The organism is Streptomyces sp. NPDC041713 (assembly GCF_055591085.1).
Genome location: NZ_JBVIZY010000003.1, coordinates 48,152 through 67,819 on the forward strand (window position 1 = coordinate 48,152; position 19,668 = coordinate 67,819).

Below are 19,668 nucleotides of genomic sequence, written 5' to 3' on the forward strand. Positions count from 1 at the left end.
GTCACTGCTCCTGGAGGCTGGGACGGGTCGGAGGGAAGTCGTGGGTCTCGGTGGTGTGCGCCGCCAGCGTCCGGTCCGGATTCAGGCGTACGACGATGTGGCGCCGCCAGGCGGTGTCGTCGCGGTCGGCGTGGTCCTGGCGCCAGTGGCAGCCGCGCGTCTCCTCGCGGCGCTGGGCGGCGGCCACCAGGACCCGCGCGACGCAGAGGAGGTTGGTGGCCTCCCAGGTGTCGACGCCGGGCTCGGAGGTCTTGCCGTGTTCGGCGAGGGCGCCCGCGGCCTCGGCGTGGATGCGGGCCAGCCGGTCCGCGGCGCGGGCGAGGGAGTCGGCGGAACGCAGCACTCCGGCGCCCTCGGTCATGACGCGCTGGATGGTGAAGCGGGCCTCGGGCGGCAGCAGCGGGTGCGTGGGCGTCTCGGGCTGGACGACCGGGGCGGGCACGCGCGCGTGCAGGGTGTTCTCCGCGTGCTGTGCGGCGATGTCGTCGGCGATGCGCTCGGCGTAGACCAGGCCTTCGAGCAGGGAGTTGGAGGCGAGCCGGTTGGCGCCGTGGACGCCGGTGCAGGCGACCTCTCCGCAGGCGTACAGGCCGGGGACGGTGGTGCGGCCGTGCCGGTCGGTGCGGACGCCTCCGGAGGCGTAGTGCGCGGCGGGGGCGATCGGGACGGGCTCGGTGACGGGGTCGATGCCGTGGGCGCGGCAGGCGGCGAGGATCGTCGGGAAGCGGTTCTCCCACATCTGGGCGCCGAAGTGCCGGGCGTCCAGGTACATGTGCTGGGTGCCCTTTTCCAGCATGCGGCGCGTGATGCCCTTGGCGACGATGTCGCGCGGCGCGAGCTCGGCCAGCTCGTGCTGTCCGACCATGAAGCGCACGCCGTCGGCGTCCACCAGGTGCGCGCCCTCGCCCCTGACGGCCTCGGAGACCAGCGGCTGCTGGCCCTCCGCGTCCGCGCCGAGGAAGAGCACCGTCGGGTGGAACTGGACGAATTCGAGGTCGGAGACCTCGGCGCCCGCGCGCAGGGCGAGCGCGACGCCGTCGCCCGTGGAGACGGACGGGTTGGTGGTGGCCGCGAAGACCTGCCCCATGCCGCCGGTCGCGAGGACCACGGCGGGGGCGTGCACGGCGCCCACGCCGTCGTGCTGGCCCTCCCCCATCACGTGCAGGGAGACCCCGGCGGTGCGGCCGTCGGCGTCGGTGAGCAGGTCGAGGACCAGCGCGTTCTCGACGGTCGGTATGCCGCGCGCGCGGACCGCCTCGACGAGGGCACGGGAGATCTCCGCGCCGGTGGCGTCGCCGCCCGCGTGCGCGATGCGGCGGCGGTGGTGACCGCCCTCACGGGCCAGTTCGATGGCCCCTTCGGGGTCCCGGTCGAAGTGGGCGCCGGTCTCGATGAGGCGGCGTACGGCACCGGGGCCCTCGGTGACGAGGGTGCGGACGGCCGCCTCGTCGCAGAGGCCCGCGCCCGCCACCAGGGTGTCGTCCAGGTGCTGTTCGGGGGTGTCGCCCTCGCCGATCGCCGCCGCGACGCCGCCCTGCGCCCAGCGGGTGGAGCCGTCGTCGAGGCGGGCCTTGGTCACCACGACGGTCTTCAGGCCGGCCGCCGAGGCGCGCAGGGCGGCCGTCAGACCGGCCACTCCGGAGCCGACGACCACGATGTCGGCGTCGAGGGACCAGCCGGGGGCGGGTGCGTACAGCCGTATGCCGGTGGCGCTCATGCGGGGACTCCGTTCAACCGTACGGACGCTGTGCTCGGTCGCGGGTGGCGCGCGCTCATAGGGCGGCTCCGAACGTCAGCGGGATGTTGTCGATCAGTCGCGTCGAACCGACCCGGGCGGCGACGGCCAGGACGGCCTCGCCCTGGTGGCCGGGGCGCACCTCGGTGAAGTCGGCCGGGTCCACCAGCGCCACGTAGTCCAGCTCCAGCGGGGGGCGCAGACGGGCCGCCTCGTCCAGGACCAGGCGGGCGGCCGCGACGACGGCGGCCGGGCTGCCGGACGCTGAGGGCTCCGCGGAGTACGCCACGGCGTGCGCGTCGGCCGCCGCGCGGGACTCGCCGATCTCGCTGAGGGCGACGGCACGCGCGCGCGTGGCGGGGGCGCTCGCCGCACGCGCGCGCAGGGCCTCCTGTGCGGCGTGCCGGTCGCGGCCGGCGAAGAGGGCCTGGGAGAGGGCGAGAGCGGTGCGCCGCTCGTCCGGGGAGAGGTAGCGGTTGCGGCTGGAGAGGGCCAGGCCGTCGTCCTCGCGGACGGTGGGGATGCCGACGATCTCCGCGGGGAAGTTCAGGTCGCGCACCATGCGGCGGATCAGGGCGAGTTGCTGGGCGTCCTTCTGCCCGAACAGCGCCACGTCGGGCGCGGTGAGGTGCAGCAGCTTGGCGACGACGGTGAGCATGCCGTCGAAGTGGCCGGGCCGCGTGGCGCCCTCCAGGACGGTGCCCATGGGGCCCGCGGTGATGCGGACCTGGGGCTCGCCGCCGGGGTAGACCTCGTCCACGGCGGGGGCGAACACGACGTCCGCGCCCGCCTGTTCGGCGATCTTGACGTCGGCTTCGAGGGTGCGGGGGTAGCGGTCGAGGTCCTCGCCCGCCCCGAACTGCAGGGGGTTGACGAAGACGGTGACGACGACCTCGCCGTCGGGGCCTGCGGCGCGGCGGGCGGCGCGGATCAGCGAGGCGTGTCCGTCGTGCAGGGCGCCCATGGTCATGACGACGGCCCGGCGGCCCGCACGCGCGCGCGTGCGCAGGGCCGCGCCGGTGTGCAGCAGGTCGGCGCTCATCGGGCCGGTGCCCGTCGGGTCGGTGCTCATCGGTCTCCCCCTTCGGTGCCGCGGGTGCCGGTCGCGCCGTGGGCGAGGACGCCGAGGAGGTCCTCGGCGAGCTCCGGCTTGAGCAGGCCGTGGGCCAGCGCGCGGTCGGCGGTGGCGCGGGCCATCGCGAGATAGCCGGGGACGGTCTGCGGGGCGTGCTTGCGCAACTCCGCGACATGCGCCGCGACGGTGCCCGCGTCGCCGCGCGCGACGGGGCCGGTGAGCGCGGCGTCACCGGAGCGCAGGGCGTTGTCCAGGGCGGCGCCGAGCAGCGGGCCGAGCATCCGGTCCGGGGCGGTGACGCCGGCGTCCTTGAGCAGGTCCATGGATTCGGCGACCAGCGTGACCAGGTGGTTCGCGCCGAGGGCGAGGGCCGCGTGGTAGAGCGGGCGCTTCTCCTCGTCGATCCACTCGGGTTCGCCGCCCATCTCGATGACCAGGGCCTCGGCGGCGAGCCGCAGCTCCTCGGGGGCGGTGACGCCGAAGGAGCATCCGGCGAGGCGCTGTACGTCGACGGCGGTGCCGGTGAACGTCATGGCGGGGTGCAGCGCGAGCGGCAGGGCGCCGGCGCGCAGGGCGGGGTCGAGGACCTGGGTGCCGTACCGCCCGGAGGTGTGCACGAGGAGCTGGCCGGGGCGGACGGCGCCGGTCTCGGCGAGGCCCTCGACGAGGCCGGGCAGCGCGTCGTCGGGGACGGTCAGGAGGACCAGGTCGGCACGGTCGAGGACCTCCGCGGGCGGGACGAGGGGCACGTCGGGCAACAGGGCGGCGGCTCGTCGTACGGAGCTGTCGGAGACCCCGGACGCGGCCACCGGGCGGTGCCCGGCGAGCTGCAGCGCCGCGGCGAGGGCGGGGCCGACCCGGCCCGCTCCCACGACTCCCACGGTGAGCCTCGCGGGGCGGTCCCGCGGGTCTGGCTGATGCGATGCGTTCACGCTGCGGCGCCTTCCGTTCCAGTCCGCTCGGGGTACCGGACGATTTCTCGTCATGTTAACGCGATCGGTCGGCGCCGCGTCTGCCGCTGTCCACAGGCTGTGGCTGTTCGTATGACCGGCGACCGGTGGCTGTGGATATCCGTGTGCCCGGTGGCCGCGGGCGGTCCATGCTCTGAGAATGCCCTCTCACAGCACAGTCGAAGAGCGATCCGAGTCATCCGAGTCACCGGAACGGCTCGCGTCGGACCGACGCCGCGCCGCCCACCGGAGCGCGGCCCGCACCCTGCACCGCGCCGCCGTCCACATCCCGCTGACCGAGCGCCTCTCGGCCCTGGCGGCCGCCGCCCCCGAGGTCGTCGGCCCGGACGAGCCCGCCGACATATACGGCGACTCCGTCGTGGCCACCCTGGAGGCCGAGGTCGCGCGGCTGCTCGGCACCGAGGACGCGGCGTTCTTCCCGACCGGCACCATGGCGCAGCAGGTCGCACTGCGCTGCTGGGCGGGCCGTACGGGGAACGCCACCGTGGCGCTGCACCCGAAGGCGCACCCCGAACTCCACGAGGGCGGCGCCCTCTCCGTACTCAGCGGATTGCGGACGGTGCACCCGACGGCCGAGCCGCGGCTGCCGACGGCGGACGAGGTGCGCGACTTCGGCGAGCCCTTCGGGGCGCTGATGCTCGAACTGCCCCTCCGGGACGTCGGTTACGTCCTGCCGGAGTGGGAGGAGCTGGAGGCGGTCGTGGCGGCGGCCCGCGAGCGGGACGCCGTCGTGCACGTCGACGGCGCCCGCCTGTGGGAGTGCACGGCCCACTTCGGGCGCGGCCTCGACGAGATCGCCGGGCTCGCCGACTCGGTGTACGTGTCGTTCTACAAGTCCCTCGAAGGGCTGGGCGGCGCCGCGCTGGCCGGTCCGCGCACGCTCGTCGAGGAGGCCAGGGTGTGGCGCCACCGGTACGGGGGCCAGGTGTTCCAGCAGTTCCCCACGGCGGTCTCGGCGCTGCTCGGCCTGAAGCACAGGCTGCCCCGGCTGCCCGGGTACGTGGCCCACGCGCGCGTGGTCGCCGAGGCACTGCACGAGGGGTTCGCGGCGGCCGGGGTGCCCTTCTCGCGCATACATCCCGAGCGCCCGCACACCCATCAGTTCCAGGTGTGGCTGCCGTACGCGCCGGACGTGCTGGAAGAGGTCTGTGTGGCGCAGGCCGAGGAGACCGGCACGCTGCTGTTCGGACGCTGGTTCGCGGACGGGCCGCCCGGCCTCTCGGTCACGGAGGTCACCGTGACCGAGGAGGGCTTGGCCTGGACGGCCGACGACGTCAAGGAAGCGGTCGCGGAGTTCGTGCACCGGCTCCCCCGCTGAGCCGGCCGCCGTGCACGAGCCGGGCCAGGGCGGCGCGGAACCGGCCGTGGGCGGGGCGTTCCGCCACCACGGCACGGAAGCGTCCGTAGTCGCGGACCTCGCGGACGGCCTGCCAGTCGCCCTGGCCGGGGGCGGGCGGCGTGGGGGCGCCGTGCTGGGCGGCGCGGTAGGCGTCGAGGAGGTACTGCTGGGTGACGCTCATGACGGAAACCTCTCGTAATAAATGGTACTTAACAGACATCGGTGGGCTGGGGGTCTCGCGGAGGGATGAGGGGATGGGGATGAGATGAGTCGGATGAGATGGCCGGCCGGGGTGGCCGGTCAGGGGGCCGGCGTCGGTCGGGGTGGCCGGGCGTCGGTCACGGCGACGCTGCCGCGTTTCCCGATGACCACAGCTTGCTCCCGCCGCCCGGTCGGCGTCGCGTCGATTGACGGGCGCCGTCAATCGACGGCCGCGCTGTCGGTGGCACGGTGCACCATGGGGCCATGAGCGTGCGCATCGACATCACCGGGCTGACCCAGGAGCGCGTCCACGTCGTGCCCTCCCCCCTGGCCGAGCTCGGCATGGCGCTGCACGCGCTGTCCGAGCCGGGCCACCACCCCGGGCTCCAGGGGTGGGTGACGGCCGTCTCCGCCCGTCTGGACCCGTGCCTTGCGGACCGCATGTGCGAGGCCGACTTCCTGTGGCGGACGACGTTCTCGGACGTGTTCGCGCCGTTCGCCGGCATCCAGGGGCAGAACGCCCTGCCCGGTGCCACGCTCGCCGAGGAGCTCGACCAGCTGGACAAGCTGACCGACGAACAGTTCGTGGACGCCGCCCTGGAGTTCACCTGCCAGTCGACGTACTCGGAGCCGAACCGCGAGATCCTGACCGACCCGGCCGTGCAGCGCCGCGCGCTCGACCTGGCGGCGGCCCGCGGCCCCCAGCAGGTGCTGTTCACCAAGCGGTTGCTCACCGACCCGCCGGTTGTCCGCGCGTGGTTCCGCACCCTCCTGGAGGACTGCGAGGAGGCGTTCTTCGCCGACACCTGGGCCCGGCTGCACCACCAACTGGCCGCGGACGCCCGGCACAAGACCGACCTGCTGCGGCACAAGGGCCTCGCGGAGACCCTGAAGGCGGTCTCCGGGGCGCTCTCCCTCGACGAGAGCGGCCGGACCATCACCGTCGACAAGATCACCGAGGGCCAGACCCACACGGCCTCCGGAGGCCTCGTCCTCGTCCCGACCAGCCTCGGCTGGCCGCACCTCATGGTGCTGCACCGCAAGGGCTGGCAGGCGTCGATCACGTACCCCGTCAGCGCCCCCGGCCTCACCTCGCCGGCCACGGTCGAGCAGCTCACCCGCCGCATGTCCGCGCTGGCCCACCCGGTGCGGATGCGGCTGTGCCGGCACCTCGCGCGCGGGGCGTACACCACGAGCGAGCTGGCCGACTCGCACGGCATGACGGCGCCGGAGATATCCCGGCACCTGACCGTCCTCAAGAAGGCCGGCCTGATCACCACGCGCCGCCGCGGGCGCTATGTGCAGCACCAGCTGGACATCGGCGTGGTCGCACGCCTCGGCAGCGACTTCATCGAAGGCGTCCTGCGCTAGGCCGTCGTCGAGGGCGTCCTGCGCCGGCCCCTCGTCGAGGGCGGGCGGCGCTAGCCGCCGGCCCGCACCAGCCCCGTCTCGTACGCGAGGACGACGACCTGCACCCGGTCCCGCAGCTCCAGCTTGGTCAGGATGCGTCCGACGTGCGTCTTCACGGTCGCCTCCGACAGGACGAGGCGCGCCGCGATCTCGCCGTTCGACAGGCCCTGCGCGACCAGGATCATCACCTCGCGCTCCCGGTCGGTGAGGCGCTCAAGCCGCTTGTTCTGCGGCTGACCGCCGGTGTTCGGCAGCATCGGCGCGAAGCGGTCGAGGAGCCGGCGCGTGGTGGACGGCGCGACCACCGCGTCACCGCTGTGCACGGAGCGGATCGCGGCGAGCAGTTCGCCGGGCGGCACGTCCTTGAGCATGAAGCCGGACGCGCCCGCCTTCAGCCCCGAGAAGGCGTACTCGTCGAGGTCGAAGGTGGTCAGGATCAGCACCTTCGGGGGGTTCGCGTCCTGACAGATGCGCCGGGTCGCCTCCACGCCGTCCAGCTTCGGCATGCGGACGTCCATCAGCACCACGTCGACCGCGGTCGCGCGCAGCACCTCCAGGGCCTCGACGCCGTCGCCCGCCTCGGCGACGACATCCATGTCCGGCTGGGCGGCGAGCACCATCCGGAACCCGGTGCGCAGCAGCACCTGGTCGTCGACGAGCATCACGCGGATCGACATCAAGAGAGTCCCTTCGGGAAAGGTTCGGTGCGGATGTCCGAGGGTGTCAGTGTGCGGGCTTGAGCGGCAGCAGCGCGCTGATGCGGAATCCGCCGCCGGGGCGCGGCCCCGCGTCCAGGGTGCCGCCGACCATGCCGACGCGCTCCCGCATGCCGATCAGGCCGTGCCCGCTGCCGTCGGCCCCGCCGTCCTCGTACAGCTCGTGCGGCGCGCCCTTGCCGTCGTCCTCGACGAGCAGCCCCAGGCCGTCGTCGAAGTAGACCAGGCGCACGCTCGCCCCGGCGTTCTCCCCGCCGTGCTTGCGGGTGTTGGTGAGCGCCTCCTGCACGATGCGGTAGGCGGTCAGCTCGACGCCGCTGGGCAGCGGGCGCGGGGTGCCCTCCACCTTGAAGTCGACGGGCAGCCCCGCCGTACGGACCTGTTCGATGAGTTCGTCGAGCTGCTCGACGTCGGGCTGCGGGACGTACTCGCCGCTCTCCTCGGGCTCGCCGGTGCGCAGCACGCCGAGCAGCCTGCGCATCTCGGCCAGCGCCTGCCTGCCGGTGCCCGAGATGGTCTCCAGGGCCTTCCTCGCCTGGTCGGGCGCGGAGTCCAGGACGTACGCGGCGCCGTCGGCCTGGACCACCATCACGGAGACGTTGTGCGCGACGACGTCGTGCAGCTCGCGGGCGATCCTGGCCCGTTCGGCGGCCACCGCGACCTTCGACTGCGCCTCGCGCTCCTTCTCCAGGCGGTCGGCGCGCTCCTCCAGCTGGGCCAGGTAGGCGCGGCGGGTGCGGATGGAGTCGCCGAGCACCCAGGCGAGGGCGAACGGCACGATCTGGAAGATCGTGAAGAATACGTTGCCGACGACGCCGGAGTTCTCCGAGGGCCAGCGCATCATCGACAGCGGAGCCGCGCACAGGCCGCCGACCAGCGCGAACCGTGAGGCCCACTTCGCCCCGACGGCCGCCGCCGTATAGATGATCACCAGCATCGCGAAGTCCGAGGGCAACGTCTCCACGTCGAAGACGAGCTGGACGAAGCCGATGACCGCGGCGAGCACCAGCATCTTCTCGGGCGCCCGCCGGCGCAGCGCCACCACCACGGAGAGGCCGACGACGACCGGGATCGCCACGGGCGTCGGGTCGTATCCGTTCCCCTCGGACATGGTGACCAGACCGATCCCGGAGATCCCGAGGAGGACGAAGGCCCAGAAGCCGTCGACCCATGTCGGGTGTCTGCGGAAGAAGTCATAGAGGCGCTGCACGTAACCCAGCGTAGGCAGCCCCGCGAGCCCCTCGGGTCAACCGGAGGTCCGATCCCTGTCGGGCACATGTACTCCCCAAGGTGGAGGCCCGCTTAGCCTGCGGGCTGTGACGAACGACAACACCGAAGCGGGCACCCGCGCCCCGCGCGGCTGGCGGGAGGCGACGGAGGCCGCCCTGTACGGGCCCGACGGCTTCTACCGCCGCCCCGAAGGGCCCGCCGCCCACTTCCGTACCTCCGTGCACGCCTCGCCCCTGTACGCGGCCGCCGTGGCGCGTCTGCTGTGCCGTCTGGACGCGGCGCTCGGTCACCCGGACGAGCTGGCCTTCGTCGACATGGGGGCGGGCCGCGGCGAGCTGACCTCGGGCGTACTCGCCGCGCTCCCCGCCGAGACGGCGGCACGCGTACGCGCGTACGCGGTGGAGCGCGCCGAGCGTCCGGCCGGCCTCGACCCGCGCATCGAGTGGCGGGCGGCGCCTCCCGTGGGCGTCGCGGGGCTGCTCTTCGCCAACGAGTGGCTGGACAACGTGCCCGTGGACGTCGTCGAGGTGGCGCCCGACGGAACGCCCCACCTGGTGCTCGTGGACGACGCCGGCCAGGAGTCGCCGGGCGGCCGCGTCGAGGGGCCGGACGCCGACTGGCTGGCGCGCTGGTGGCCGCAGGACCCCGAGCCCGGTCTGCGCGCTGAGATCGGCCGCTCCCGGGACGAGGCGTGGGCGGGGGCCGTGAGGGCCCTGGAGCGCGGTCTGGCGGTCGCGGCCGACTACGCCCATGCCCGGGACGCCCGGCCGCCGTTCGGGACGCTGACGGGCTTCAGGGCGGGCCGCGAGACGGCGCCCGTGCCCGACGGCAGCTGTGACATCACCGCCCATGTGGCGTTGGACGCCTGCGCGGGCGACGGCGCGGCGCTGCTCGCCCAGCGGTCGGCCCTCGGCGCCCTCGGCGTGAACGGCGGACGCCCGCCGCTGGCCCTCGCCTCCAGCGACCCGGCGGGCTACGTACGGGCCCTCGCGCGCGCGGGCGAAGCCGCGGAACTCACCGCGCCCGGCGGCCTCGGCGACTTCGGCTGGCTGCTGCAGCCGGTGGGCGTAGCCCTGGAGGCGGTGTTTCCGGAAGCGGCGGACCTACTTGTCGATGTCCCCGACCACGAAGAAGAGTGACCCGAGGATCGCCACCATGTCCGCGACCAGCTGCCCCGGGAGCAGCTCGGCCAGCGCCTGGATGTTGTTGTACGAGGCGGAGCGCAGCTTCAGGCGGTACGGGGTCTTCTCGCCCTTGCTGACGAGGTAGTAGCCGTTGATGCCGAGGGGGTTCTCGGTCCACGCGTAGGTGTGGCCCTCCGGGGCCTTGAGGACCTTGGGCAGGCGCTGGTTGATGGGACCCTGCGGGAGCTCCGCGAGCCGGTCCAGGCAGGCGTCCGCGAGGTCGAGGGCGTTGTGCGTCTGCTCCAGGAGGCACTCGAAACGGGCCAGGCAGTCGCCCTCCTGGCGCGTGACGACCTTCAGGGTGTCCTGCAGCTCCCCGTAGGCGAGGTACGGCTCGTCACGGCGCAGGTCGAAGTCGACTCCGGAGGCGCGGGCGATGGGACCGCTCACTCCGTAGGCGTGCACCGCATCGGCCGTGAGGACGCCGACGCCGCGCGTACGGCCGCGGAAGATCTCGTTGCCGAGCACCAGACGGTCGTACACGTCCATCCGCGAACGCACCGACGCGACCGCCGCACGCGCGCGTGCGGGCCAGCCGGCGGGCAGGTCCTCCTTGAGGCCGCCGACGCGGTTGAACATGTAGTGCATGCGGCCGCCGGAGATCTCCTCCATCACGTTCTGGAGCTCCTCGCGCTCGCGGAACGCGTGGAACACCGGGGTGATGCCGCCCAGTTCGAGCGGGTACGACCCGAGGAACATCAGATGGTTGAGCACACGGTTCAGCTCGGCGAGCAGGGTGCGCATCCAGACGGCCCGCTCGGGCACCTCCATGCCGAGCATCCGCTCCACCCCGAGGACGACGCCCAGCTCGTTCGAGAACGCCGACAGCCAGTCGTGGCGGTTGGCCAGCATCACGATCTGCCGGTAGTCCCGGGCCTCGAAGAGCTTCTCCGCGCCGCGGTGCATGTAGCCGATGACCGGCTCCGCGTGCTGGATGCGCTCGCCGTCCAGGACCAGGCGCAGGCGAAGCACGCCGTGCGTGGACGGGTGCTGGGGGCCGATGTTGAGCACCATGTCGGTGCTCTCGGCCGCCCCGCCGATGCCGAGCGTGGTCTCCGTGGGGGTGTGCGGCGTGGTCTCCGTCGTGGGACTCATGGCGACAGTCTCTCGTACGGGCGGCCGGGCGGAATGGCGTGGGCGCCCGGCTGTCACAGGGCGTACGTACGCTGGGGGCATGGAAACGGGGACGGCGGGGCCCGCAGGACCGGTCGACGACGCGCGGGCGGAGCCGGTGTGGACCGGGCTGCCGCGCGGGCTGCTGCGGTTGCGGCGGCTCCTCCTGGTGGTCTGGCTGGTGCCGCTGGCGGCCGCCGTCGGTGTGCTGCTCGGCCTCTTCGCGGGCCCGGCCTGGGCCGCCTTCGCGCTGGTGCCGCTCGCCGCGGTGCTCTGGGGCTGGCCACTCCTCGGCCGGAACTGGCGCTCGTGGCGGTACGCCGAGCGCGCCGACGACCTGCTCATCAGCCGGGGCGTGCTCTGGCACGAGGAGACGGTGGTGCCCTACGGCCGGATGCAGCTCGTCGAGGTCACGTCGGGCCCGGTGGAGCGGCGCTTCGGCCTGGCCAGCGTCCAGTTGCACACGGCCGCGGCGGCCACCGACGCGTGCATCCCCGGCCTCCTCCCCGAGGAGGCCGAACGCCTCCGCGACCGCCTGACGGAGCTCGGCGAGGCCCGATCGGCGGGGCTGTGAGCGGGGTACGGCAGAACGGTGAGGCCGGGGACCGGGGGGCGGTCGGCGGCGGCGAGGCGGGTGCGGGTGGTACCGCCGAGGCGGACGCGGGCGGCACCGGCACGAGCTCGGGCGGCCCTGCCGAGGCGGGTGCGGGCGGCACCGAGGCTGCCGTGGACGGCACCGGAAGCGGGCCCGGAGGGGAGCGGCGGCTGCACCCCGTCACGCCGCTGCGCCGCGCCTGGGCGCCCTTCGCCATCGTGGTCGGCTGGGCGGTCCACGATCCGAACGGCGCGCAGCAGCGCCTCTCCCAACTGACCGCCACCACCCTGCTCCTGGCCAGCGCCGCCGTCATCGTCGGCGGCGCCCTCTACGGCTTCCTGAGCTGGTGGTTCACCCACTTCTCCGTCACCGACACCGAACTGCGCATCCGCACCGGCCTGTTCTTCCGGCGCACCGCCCACATCCGGCTCGACCGGCTCCAGGCCGTCGACGTGACGCGGCCGCTGCTCGCCCGTATCGCGGGCGTCGCCAAGCTCAAGCTGGACGTCGTCGGCGCGGAGAAGAAGGACGAGCTGGCCTACCTGGGTGAGCGCGAGGCGGCCGAGCTGCGGGCCGAACTCCTCGCGCGGGCGGCCGGTTTCGCCCCCGAGCAGGCGCGCGAGGTCGGCGAGGCGCCCGTACGGGACCTGCTGCACGTGCAGCCGCGCATGCTCGCGGTCTCACTGCTTCTGACCGGCGGCCCGTGGGTGCTGCTGATCGCGGCGCTGGCGGTGCCCACGCTCCTCTGGCTCGCCACGCACAACGTATGGACGGTCCTCGCGACCGCCGTCCCCATGCTGGGCGGCGCGTTCGCGAGCAGCGGCGGCCGCTTCATCAAGGAGTACGACTGGACGGTGGGCGAGTCCCCGGACGGCCTCCGCATCGACTACGGACTGCTCGACAAGGCCCACGAGACGGTGCCGCCGGGCCGCGTGCAGACCGTGCACATCGTGCAGCCGCTGCTGTGGCGGCGGCTCGGCTGGGTGCGGGTCGAGCTGGACGTGGCGGGGTCGGCCAACGGCGTCCTGGTGCCGGTGGCGCCGCGCGCGCAGGCGGCGGCGGTGATCGGCCGGGTGCTGCCGGGCGTGCGGGTGCCGGACGCGGACGAGCTCGTACGGCCGCCCGCGCGCGCGGCGTGGTGCGTGCCGCTCTGGTGGAAGGGGTACGGGCTCGCGATCACCGAAGAGGTCTTCGCGGCACGCCACGGCCTGCTCAAGCGCCGCCTCTCGCTCGTACCGCACGCGAAGGTGCAGAGCGTGCGGCTCTCCCAGGGCCCGTGGGAGCGGTACAAGGACGTGGCGGACGTACGGGTGGACACGGGCGCCAACAAGACGGTGACGGCCCGTCTGCGCCCCACGGAGGAGGCGAGGTCCCTCCTCGACGCCCAGGCGGACCGCTCCCGCACAGGCCGCAAACAGGCCCGCCCGGACCGCTGGATGTCCTGACACCGGCCACTGGCTCAGGGGCGCGGGGAACTGCGCAAACAGAACCGCAGGCTCCCCGCGGAACCGGCCGACAGCGAGCCGGCTGACCTAGGGGCGCGGGGAACTGCGCAAAAAGACCCCAGCCGCCCCGAACCCGCAGCCGACAAAAGACACCAGCCCCCCAGAGACCCGAAGAACCGCCAAACCCAGCGGAGCGCTCACGCTCGGAGAGCCGTCCTCAGCCCCGCCACATCGATCTGTTCCGTCTCGTCATGGGCCGTCAGGTCGATGACCTGACCGATGCCCCGCGCCGCGTCGTCCTCGGGCGCGTTCTTGAACTCGCCCTCAGACTCCGCCTTGTGGACCGCGAGGGCCTCCTCGCCCACCACGTCGGCGAGGTCCGCGTTCTGCACGGACTCCAGCGCCGCCGGCGCCACGTTCTTCGTGCCGAAGAAGTCGAAACCGCCCTGAGGAGCCGGGCGCCGTACCTGCGCGGGCGGCGCGACGGCGACCGCGCGCTCGTGCCCGCCCTGCCCGTCGGCCGCCCCGGGCTTCCCCCGCGACTCGCCCTCCGCCTCGGGCGGTGTCTCGGCCTCCGGCCGGGGGGTCATCCGGTCGAGCGCCGCGTTGGCCCGCAGGAACAGCGAGGGAGTGGGACTCGTACCGGGCCTGTCCGAACGACCGCCGGAAGCGGAAGCCGAAACCGAAGCGGAAGCGGAACGCCCCGCACGCCCCGGTGCCTCACCCTGAACCGGCACCGAACCCTGCACCGGCACCTCCCCCGGCACAGGCTCCCGCACCGGCACCTCACCCCGCGAAGGCGCCCCGCCAGGAACCGCGGGCACCAAGTCCTCGGCACCACTGCCGGAACCGCCCGCAGCCGGCCCCGAGCCCGCCGCAGGCAACGCGGGCGCCGGCGAAGACGCCTCGATGGCGAGCAGCCGCCGCCCCTCCAGGGCGCTGGCCCGCTCCGTCTCGGCGGTGGCGTACCGCCGCAGCAGCGCGGCGTGTTCATTGCGCAGCGCCGCCAGCTCGGACCGCTTGGCGCGCAGCTTCGTCTCCAGGCGAGCCCGCAGCTCGCGGGACTCCTCGAGGTCGGACTCGGCCTCGGCTATCCGTTCCTCGTAACGCCACTCGTCGCTCGCGCGGGCCCGGCCGAGCTCGGCGACGCGCTTGCCGGCCGCCTGGTCCCAACGCCGCATGACGACCGAGCCGACGACGGCAGCGGCGGCCGCGGCCGCGACGAGTCCGCGGAGCACGACCGGTTCCGCGAACATCCAGGCGCTGCCCGCGCTGAGAACAGAGACGCCGGCGATCGTCGACGGAGGAAGCAGCCTGTGCAGGGGTGGGGAATGGCGGTGACGTCCACGTGGCATGGCCAGAAACTTACCGCGCGTAGGCGAAGTCTGGTGCCCCGCCCGGCAAAAAGCAGGCGTCTCATCCATATCTCGCCACAACTCCCCACCCCTCGGCCGCATTGCTTCAGCGGTCAACGTCCGCATCGACCATGCGACTTCTCCGGCATTTCCTTGATCAACTTCGCTTCGGCCCCGCGCACGCACCGGAGAACGGGGCCGAGAACGACTCCAGGAACCCCGGTCCTAGATCAGCCCCTTCGACTTCAGATACTCGTTCGCGACATCCGCTTCCTTCTGCCGCTCCTCGTCGACCTTCCGGTTGAGTTCGATGAGGTCGTCCGTCGTGAGCGTCTTCGTCAGCTTCCCCAGCGCGTCGGCTATCTCCTTGCCGCCCGCCTCCTTCGCGTTCACCACGGGAAGGATGTTGTCCGCGTTCTGCAGCTTCTTGTCGTCCTCGAGGATGACGAGGTCGTAGTTCTTCAGCGTCGCGTCCGTCGTCGTGGTCAGCACCAACTGGTCCGTGCCGTTCTTGACGGCCTGCTTGGACTGCGTGGTGCCGACGCCCTTGGGGTCGATTCCGTCGACGTCGATGCCGTACTTCGACTTCAGGCCCGGCGCGCAGAACGGCCGGGTCTCGCATTCGTCGCCCGCCGCGATCTTGACCTTCTCGCCCGACCTGCCGAGATCCGAGAGGGTCTTGAGCTTGTGCTCCTTCGCGTATTCCGCGGAGACCGCGAACGCGTTCTGGTCGACCGCCTTGCCGGCCGGAAGCACCTTCAGGCCCTGCGGCTTCGCGAGCTTCTCCAGTGCGCTCACCGTGCTGTCCAGATCGCTGGAGGCCACGGTCTTCGCCTTCGGGCCGTTCTTCTCCAGGTTGAGGAATTCCGCGAGCGTCGCCGCGTATTCGGGCGCGACGTCGATGGAGCCCTTCTTCAGTTCGGGCTTGTAGATCTCGCGGTTCTGCACGGTCTTGACCTGCGCGTCATAACCGGCGTGCGACAGGACGCCCGCATAGAGCTCGGCCAGCACCTTCTGCTCGGTGAACCGCGCGGAGCCCACCACGATCGAGCCCTTGCCGCCGTCGCCCGCCTTGTCCGACCCCTTGGCCTCCAGGTCCTCCCCGCCGCACGCGGCGAGTCCCGCGGTCAGCGTCACGACGGCCGCGGCCGCCCCTGCCATCCGTCGCGCGCGACGCGTTGTGCTGTTCATCGGTGAACCACCATTTCGAAAGGGAAGGAAACAAAACTCGCCGTGCCGGCCCGCGTCCTAGCGCCGCACCGCACCGCACCGCGTCCTAGCGCCGCATCGGGTCGAAGAGGCGCCCCGCCGCCACCAGGACACCCTCGACCAGCAGCGCGAGCAGCGCCACGAGGACGGCGCCCGCCACCACTTGGGGCGTGTTCTGCAGGTTGAAGCCGGCCGTGATGATCCGGCCGAGGCCGCCCTCGCCCGCCATCGCGGCGAGCGTGGCCGTGGCGACGACCTGCACGCCGGCGGACCGGACGCCGGTCATGATCAGCGGGTACGCGAGCGGCAGCTCGACCCGCGCGAACAACTGGCCGCCGCTCATGCCCATGCCGCGCGCCGCCTCCACCACCGACCGGTCCACCTCACGCATCCCGAGGTAGGCGTTGGTCAGCAAAGGCGGGACGGCGAACAGCACCAGCGCGATCAGCGTCGGCGCGTCCCCGTGCTCGCCGAGCGGGGTGAGGGTGAGCAGGATCAGCAGCGCCAGCGTGGGCACCGCGCGGCCGACGTTGGAGATGTTGACCGCGAGGGCGCCGCCCCGGCCGATGTGACCGAGGTAGAGCGCGAGCGGCAGCGCGATGGCGCAGGCGACCGCGAGGCAGACCCCGCTGAAGTACAGGTGCTCGGCGAGGCGGTGCCACACCCCCTTCTCGCCCTGCCAGTTGGCGCCCGTGGTCAGCCAGTCGTACGCCCCGGTGATCGCGTTCATGCAGGCTCCGCCACCTTGGCCGTGGCCGCCTTCCGCGCGGCACGGCTCGTCCGTATTCGATGGGGTCTCGTCCAGGGCGTCAGCCACCGCTGGAGCCCGAGGAGCAGCAGGTCGGCGACGACGGCGAGCAGCACGCAGAGCACCGACGCCGTGAGCACCTGGGCCTTGAAGGTCGTGTCGAGGCCGTCCAGGATGAGGGTGCCGAGGCCGCCGTAGTCCACGATGGCGCCGACGGTGGTGAGGGCGACCGTGGAGACCGTGGTGATGCGGATGCCGGCCAGCAGGGCGGGCAGCGCGAGGGGCAGCTCCACCTCCCACAGCAGCCGCAGCGGTCCGTACCCCATCCCCTTGGCGGCGTCCCGGGCCTCGTCCGGGACGGCCTGGAGGCCGGCCAGGATGTTCCGCACGAGGACCGTCAGGGAGTACAGCACGAGGCCCGTGACGACCAGCGAGGCCGAGAGCCCGAAGAAGGGCAGCAGCAGCGAGAACATCGCCAGCGAGGGGATCGAGTACAGCACGGTCGTCACGCCGAGGATCGGTCCCGCGAGGAACCGCAGGCGGCGCGCGAGCAGCGCGAGGGGCAGGGCCACCGCGACGCCGATGGCCACCGACACGACCGTGATCCCCACGTGTTGCAGGGTCGCGTCGATCAACTCCTGGCTGCGGGAGCGGACGTACTCCCCGCAGATCCAGTCGTTCGTCACCAGACAGTTCCGCTCGGCCACGCGCCCCACCTCCCCCGAATCCCCGGACGTATGCCGTACACACGTCCCCCCGTGTCCTGGCGACCCTAACGCGCGGCACCGACAATCGCCGAGACTCCTCGTACGGCCGCTCAGACTCGTTGTACTGCCGCAACATGGCCTTAACGCACAGCCCGCCACCGCCCTCCACAATGGGGAACCATGATCCGGTTCGAGCACGTCACCAAGCGCTACGACGACGGCACCACGGCCGTCGACGACTTGTCCTTCGAGGTCGCCGAGGGCGAACTGGTCACGCTCGTCGGCCCGTCGGGCTGCGGCAAGACGACGACCATGAAGATGGTGAACCGGCTCATCGAGCCGAGCGCCGGACGGATATACGTCGACGGCGACGACATATCCGCGATCGACCCCGTGCAACTCCGACGCCGTATCGGCTATGTGATCCAGCAGGTGGGCCTCTTCCCGCACAAGACGGTGCTGGACAACACGGCGACTGTCCCGCATCTGCTCGGCGTGAAGCGCGGCAAGGCCCGTGAGCGTGCGGCCGAACTCCTCGACCTGGTCGGCCTCGACCCGTCGGTCTTCGGCGACCGCTATCCCGAGCAGCTCTCCGGCGGTCAGCGCCAACGCGTCGGCGTGGCCCGCGCCCTGGCGGCCGACCCGCCGGTGCTCCTGATGGACGAGCCCTTCGGAGCGGTCGACCCGGTGGTGCGCGAGCACCTGCAGAACGAGTTCCTGAGGCTCCAGCAGTCCGTGCGCAAGACGGTCCTCTTCGTCACGCACGACATCGAGGAGGCGGTCCGGCTGGGCGATCGCATCGCCGTCTACGGCGAGGGGCGCATCGAGCAGTTCGACACCCCGTCGACGGTCCTGGGCGCCCCCGCCAACGCGTACGTGGCCGACTTCGTCGGCGCGGACCGGGGCCTGAAGCGGCTCTCCGTAACGCCCATCGAGGAGGGCGACCTGGAGCAGCCCCCCGTGGTGCACCTGGACGACCCGCTGCCCAAGGAGCTCGACGCCCGCTGGGCCGTCGTCCTGGACGGCGAGAACAACCTGCACGGCTGGATCTCCGCCGAGCACGCGCGCGTGGGCAGCGGTTCGGTGCGCGCGCACGCCCGCCGCATGGAGGCCTGGCTTCCGGTCGGCGCGAGCCTGAAGCAGGCGTTCGCGACGATGCTGCAGCACGACGCGGGGTGGATCGCGGTCATCGACAAGGCCAGCGAGGGCCGCTTCCTGGGCGTGCTCACCCCGGCCCGGCTGCACGAGGCGCTGCGCCGCTCGACGGCGGCGGAGGCGCGCGCCATCGCGCGCGCGGAGGTCGAGCTGGAGTCGGTGACGGCCATCGGCACGGACTGAGCCGTCGACCCGGCGCCCCCTCGGCCCGCCGGCGGCCCGGCGGCGTGGGCCGGGCCGTCAGTCGGCGCTGAGCCGGCTGCTCATCCACTCCAGGCTCGCGGGGATCTCCCTGCGCCAGGTGTTGAAGTTGTGCCCGCCGCTGTCGAGCGTGATCGACGACACGCGCGTGGGCGCCTTCACCTTGCCGATGAACCTCTGGGTGTCCTGGTAGTTGTCCTCGCCCTTCTTGCTGCTGGTCACCAGGAGCGACGTCTTGGGCGGCGGCATGTGGTCGAGGTACCACATGAGGTCGGCGCGCTTCTGCAGGTCCTTGTCGCCGTGGAAGAGATCGCCGGTGGTGACGTCGATGGGCGCCTTGTAGTACGCGGAAAGGCCCACCCCCGCGGCGTACGTGCCCGGGTGGTGTATCGCGAGCTTCAGGGCGCAGTAGCCGCCCGTGGAGTCGCCGATGATGCCCCAGTTCTCCGGCTTGATGCCCACCCTGTAGTGGTCGGACACGGCGCGCGGCAGGTCGTCGGCGAAGAACGTCTCGGTCTGCGGGCCGCCGGGGATGTCCACGCACTCGGTGTCGCGCGGCGGCGCCACGGTCGGCCGCATCATGATGACGATCATCGGCTGCATCTTGCCGTCGGCCGCCTGTTTGTGGGCGGTCTGCGGGTAGTGCAGTCCCTTGTAGAGCGCCTCCGCGGTGCCCGGGTAGCCGGTGAGCGCGACGGCCGCGGGGAACTTCCGGTTCTTGTACTGCGGCTGGAAGTACTCGGGCGGCAGGTAGACGTAGGCCGGGCTGGCGATCTTCGACTGGGCGCCGCTGATCTCGATCTTCTGGATCTGGCCCCCGGTGACGGGCCGGCTGCCGCCCGGCACGTTCACGGTCTGGGTGTCGACGACCTTGACGGGGCCGGCTCCTTTGGCCGGATCGTGGTCGACCACCAGACCGGGCGCCGTCTCCTGGCCGAACAGGTCGGCCCACGTGGCGTAGAAGCCGAAGGCCTGGTTGGCGGCCAGGCCCACCGAGGCGAATATCGCGAGCTGGGTGGCGATGAGCAGCCCGACGCGGCCGGTGATCGCCTTCCAGCTGCGGCGGGCGAGCCGTGGCCAGAGCCAGATGGTGCCGACGAAGAGCAGTACGGCCAGCAAGACCGCAAGGCCGAGGATCTTGTTGCTCGTGAGACCCATGGGGTGTTCCTGCCTGCGCTTTCTACCTGTGCCGGGCGCTTGCCCCGGCGTGACCGGACCCGGGCCCGAACCGTGCCGGCGCCTGCCGGGGGGCTTGCCAGAGCTTTTCCATCGGTTTCCG

At 72.6% G+C, this 19,668-nt stretch carries 18 protein-coding genes; 6 read left to right on the forward strand and 12 right to left on the reverse strand.

Going from position 1 to position 19,668, the window contains the following annotated elements; translation table 11 throughout:
* Window position 1: 1 nt before the first annotated feature.
* The 3 genes from ACZ6CV_RS09740 to ACZ6CV_RS09750 are packed head-to-tail and all read right to left on the reverse strand — an operon-like array spanning window position 2 to window position 3,742.
* Entirely contained in the window at window positions 2-1,717 is a 1,716-nt protein-coding gene (locus tag ACZ6CV_RS09740) for an L-aspartate oxidase (RefSeq protein ID WP_469250353.1), read from the reverse strand.
* 55 nt (window positions 1,718-1,772) lie between these two features.
* Entirely contained in the window at window positions 1,773-2,777 is a 1,005-nt protein-coding gene (gene panC, locus ACZ6CV_RS09745) for a pantoate--beta-alanine ligase (protein ID WP_469250879.1), read from the reverse strand.
* 26 nt (window positions 2,778-2,803) lie between these two features.
* Complete coding sequence (locus tag ACZ6CV_RS09750; protein WP_362374812.1) at window positions 2,804-3,742, reverse strand: Rossmann-like and DUF2520 domain-containing protein; 939 nt, start codon at window positions 3,740-3,742, stop codon at window positions 2,804-2,806.
* 178 nt (window positions 3,743-3,920) lie between these two features.
* Between ACZ6CV_RS09750 and ACZ6CV_RS09755 the strand changes: the two genes are divergently transcribed.
* The gene (locus ACZ6CV_RS09755; RefSeq protein ID WP_469250354.1) at window positions 3,921-5,099 is read left to right on the forward strand and encodes a threonine aldolase family protein; all 1,179 of its coding nucleotides are present in this window, start codon (window positions 3,921-3,923) and stop codon (window positions 5,097-5,099) included.
* Here the strand turns inward: ACZ6CV_RS09755 and ACZ6CV_RS09760 are convergent.
* Entirely contained in the window at window positions 5,056-5,301 is a 246-nt protein-coding gene (locus tag ACZ6CV_RS09760) for a hypothetical protein (protein WP_362374806.1), read from the reverse strand. The genes ACZ6CV_RS09755 and ACZ6CV_RS09760 overlap by 44 nt on opposite strands.
* Before the next feature lie 284 nt (window positions 5,302-5,585).
* Here ACZ6CV_RS09760 and ACZ6CV_RS09765 point away from each other — a divergent pair, with 284 nt between their 5' ends.
* Window positions 5,586-6,692: a DUF5937 family protein gene (locus tag ACZ6CV_RS09765; RefSeq protein WP_362374803.1), complete on the forward strand. Its 1,107-nt coding sequence runs from the start codon at window positions 5,586-5,588 to the stop codon at window positions 6,690-6,692.
* Between the two features lie 50 nt (window positions 6,693-6,742).
* Here ACZ6CV_RS09765 and ACZ6CV_RS09770 read toward each other — a convergent pair whose 3' ends face one another.
* Together ACZ6CV_RS09770 and ACZ6CV_RS09775 are read right to left on the reverse strand one after the other, a co-directional pair.
* On the reverse strand, window positions 6,743-7,408 hold the full coding sequence (locus ACZ6CV_RS09770; RefSeq protein WP_469250355.1) for a response regulator transcription factor: 666 nt from the start codon (window positions 7,406-7,408) through the stop codon (window positions 6,743-6,745).
* Window positions 7,409-7,454: 46 nt separating this feature from the next.
* Window positions 7,455-8,657 (reverse strand): sensor histidine kinase, encoded by a 1,203-nt coding sequence (locus ACZ6CV_RS09775; protein WP_469250356.1) that lies wholly within the window; start codon window positions 8,655-8,657, stop codon window positions 7,455-7,457.
* Between the two features lie 106 nt (window positions 8,658-8,763).
* On the opposite strand from ACZ6CV_RS09775, the gene ACZ6CV_RS09780 reads away from it, so the two are divergent.
* Window positions 8,764-9,816, forward strand: coding sequence for an SAM-dependent methyltransferase (locus ACZ6CV_RS09780; protein WP_469250357.1), 1,053 nt, complete (start codon window positions 8,764-8,766; stop codon window positions 9,814-9,816).
* Here ACZ6CV_RS09780 and ACZ6CV_RS09785 read toward each other — a convergent pair.
* Complete coding sequence (locus ACZ6CV_RS09785; RefSeq protein ID WP_469250358.1) at window positions 9,781-10,956, reverse strand: NADH-quinone oxidoreductase subunit D; 1,176 nt, start codon at window positions 10,954-10,956, stop codon at window positions 9,781-9,783. The genes ACZ6CV_RS09780 and ACZ6CV_RS09785 overlap by 36 nt on opposite strands.
* A 79-nt stretch (window positions 10,957-11,035) precedes the next feature.
* On the opposite strand from ACZ6CV_RS09785, the gene ACZ6CV_RS09790 reads away from it, so the two are divergent.
* Together ACZ6CV_RS09790 and ACZ6CV_RS09795 are read left to right on the forward strand one after the other, a co-directional pair.
* Window positions 11,036-11,548, forward strand: coding sequence for a PH domain-containing protein (locus ACZ6CV_RS09790; protein ID WP_469250359.1), 513 nt, complete (start codon window positions 11,036-11,038; stop codon window positions 11,546-11,548).
* A gap of 152 nt (window positions 11,549-11,700) precedes the next feature.
* Entirely contained in the window at window positions 11,701-13,014 is a 1,314-nt protein-coding gene (locus tag ACZ6CV_RS09795) for a PH domain-containing protein (RefSeq protein WP_469250880.1), read from the forward strand.
* Window positions 13,015-13,211: 197 nt separating this feature from the next.
* Here ACZ6CV_RS09795 and ACZ6CV_RS09800 read toward each other — a convergent pair whose 3' ends face one another.
* The 4 genes from ACZ6CV_RS09800 to ACZ6CV_RS09815 form a co-directional block, all read right to left on the reverse strand.
* Entirely contained in the window at window positions 13,212-14,369 is a 1,158-nt protein-coding gene (locus ACZ6CV_RS09800; RefSeq protein WP_469250360.1) for a hypothetical protein, read from the reverse strand.
* A 225-nt stretch (window positions 14,370-14,594) separates the two neighbouring features.
* Window positions 14,595-15,560, reverse strand: coding sequence for an ABC transporter substrate-binding protein (locus ACZ6CV_RS09805; RefSeq protein WP_362374787.1), 966 nt, complete (start codon window positions 15,558-15,560; stop codon window positions 14,595-14,597).
* 85 nt (window positions 15,561-15,645) lie between these two features.
* Window positions 15,646-16,308 (reverse strand): ABC transporter permease, encoded by a 663-nt coding sequence (locus ACZ6CV_RS09810; RefSeq protein ID WP_362374785.1) that lies wholly within the window; start codon window positions 16,306-16,308, stop codon window positions 15,646-15,648.
* A complete protein-coding gene (locus ACZ6CV_RS09815) occupies window positions 16,305-17,033 on the reverse strand; it encodes an ABC transporter permease (RefSeq protein ID WP_362374784.1) in 729 nt (242 codons plus the stop codon). Before ACZ6CV_RS09815 ends, ACZ6CV_RS09810 begins: the two co-directional genes overlap by 4 nt.
* Window positions 17,034-17,213: 180 nt before the next feature.
* On the opposite strand from ACZ6CV_RS09815, the gene ACZ6CV_RS09820 reads away from it, so the two are divergent.
* Entirely contained in the window at window positions 17,214-18,371 is a 1,158-nt protein-coding gene (locus ACZ6CV_RS09820; RefSeq protein WP_469250361.1) for an ABC transporter ATP-binding protein, read from the forward strand.
* Between the two features lie 57 nt (window positions 18,372-18,428).
* Here the strand turns inward: ACZ6CV_RS09820 and ACZ6CV_RS09825 are convergent, their stop codons facing one another.
* Window positions 18,429-19,547, reverse strand: coding sequence for an alpha/beta hydrolase (locus ACZ6CV_RS09825; RefSeq protein WP_469250362.1), 1,119 nt, complete (start codon window positions 19,545-19,547; stop codon window positions 18,429-18,431).
* Window positions 19,548-19,668: the final 121 nt, after the last annotated feature.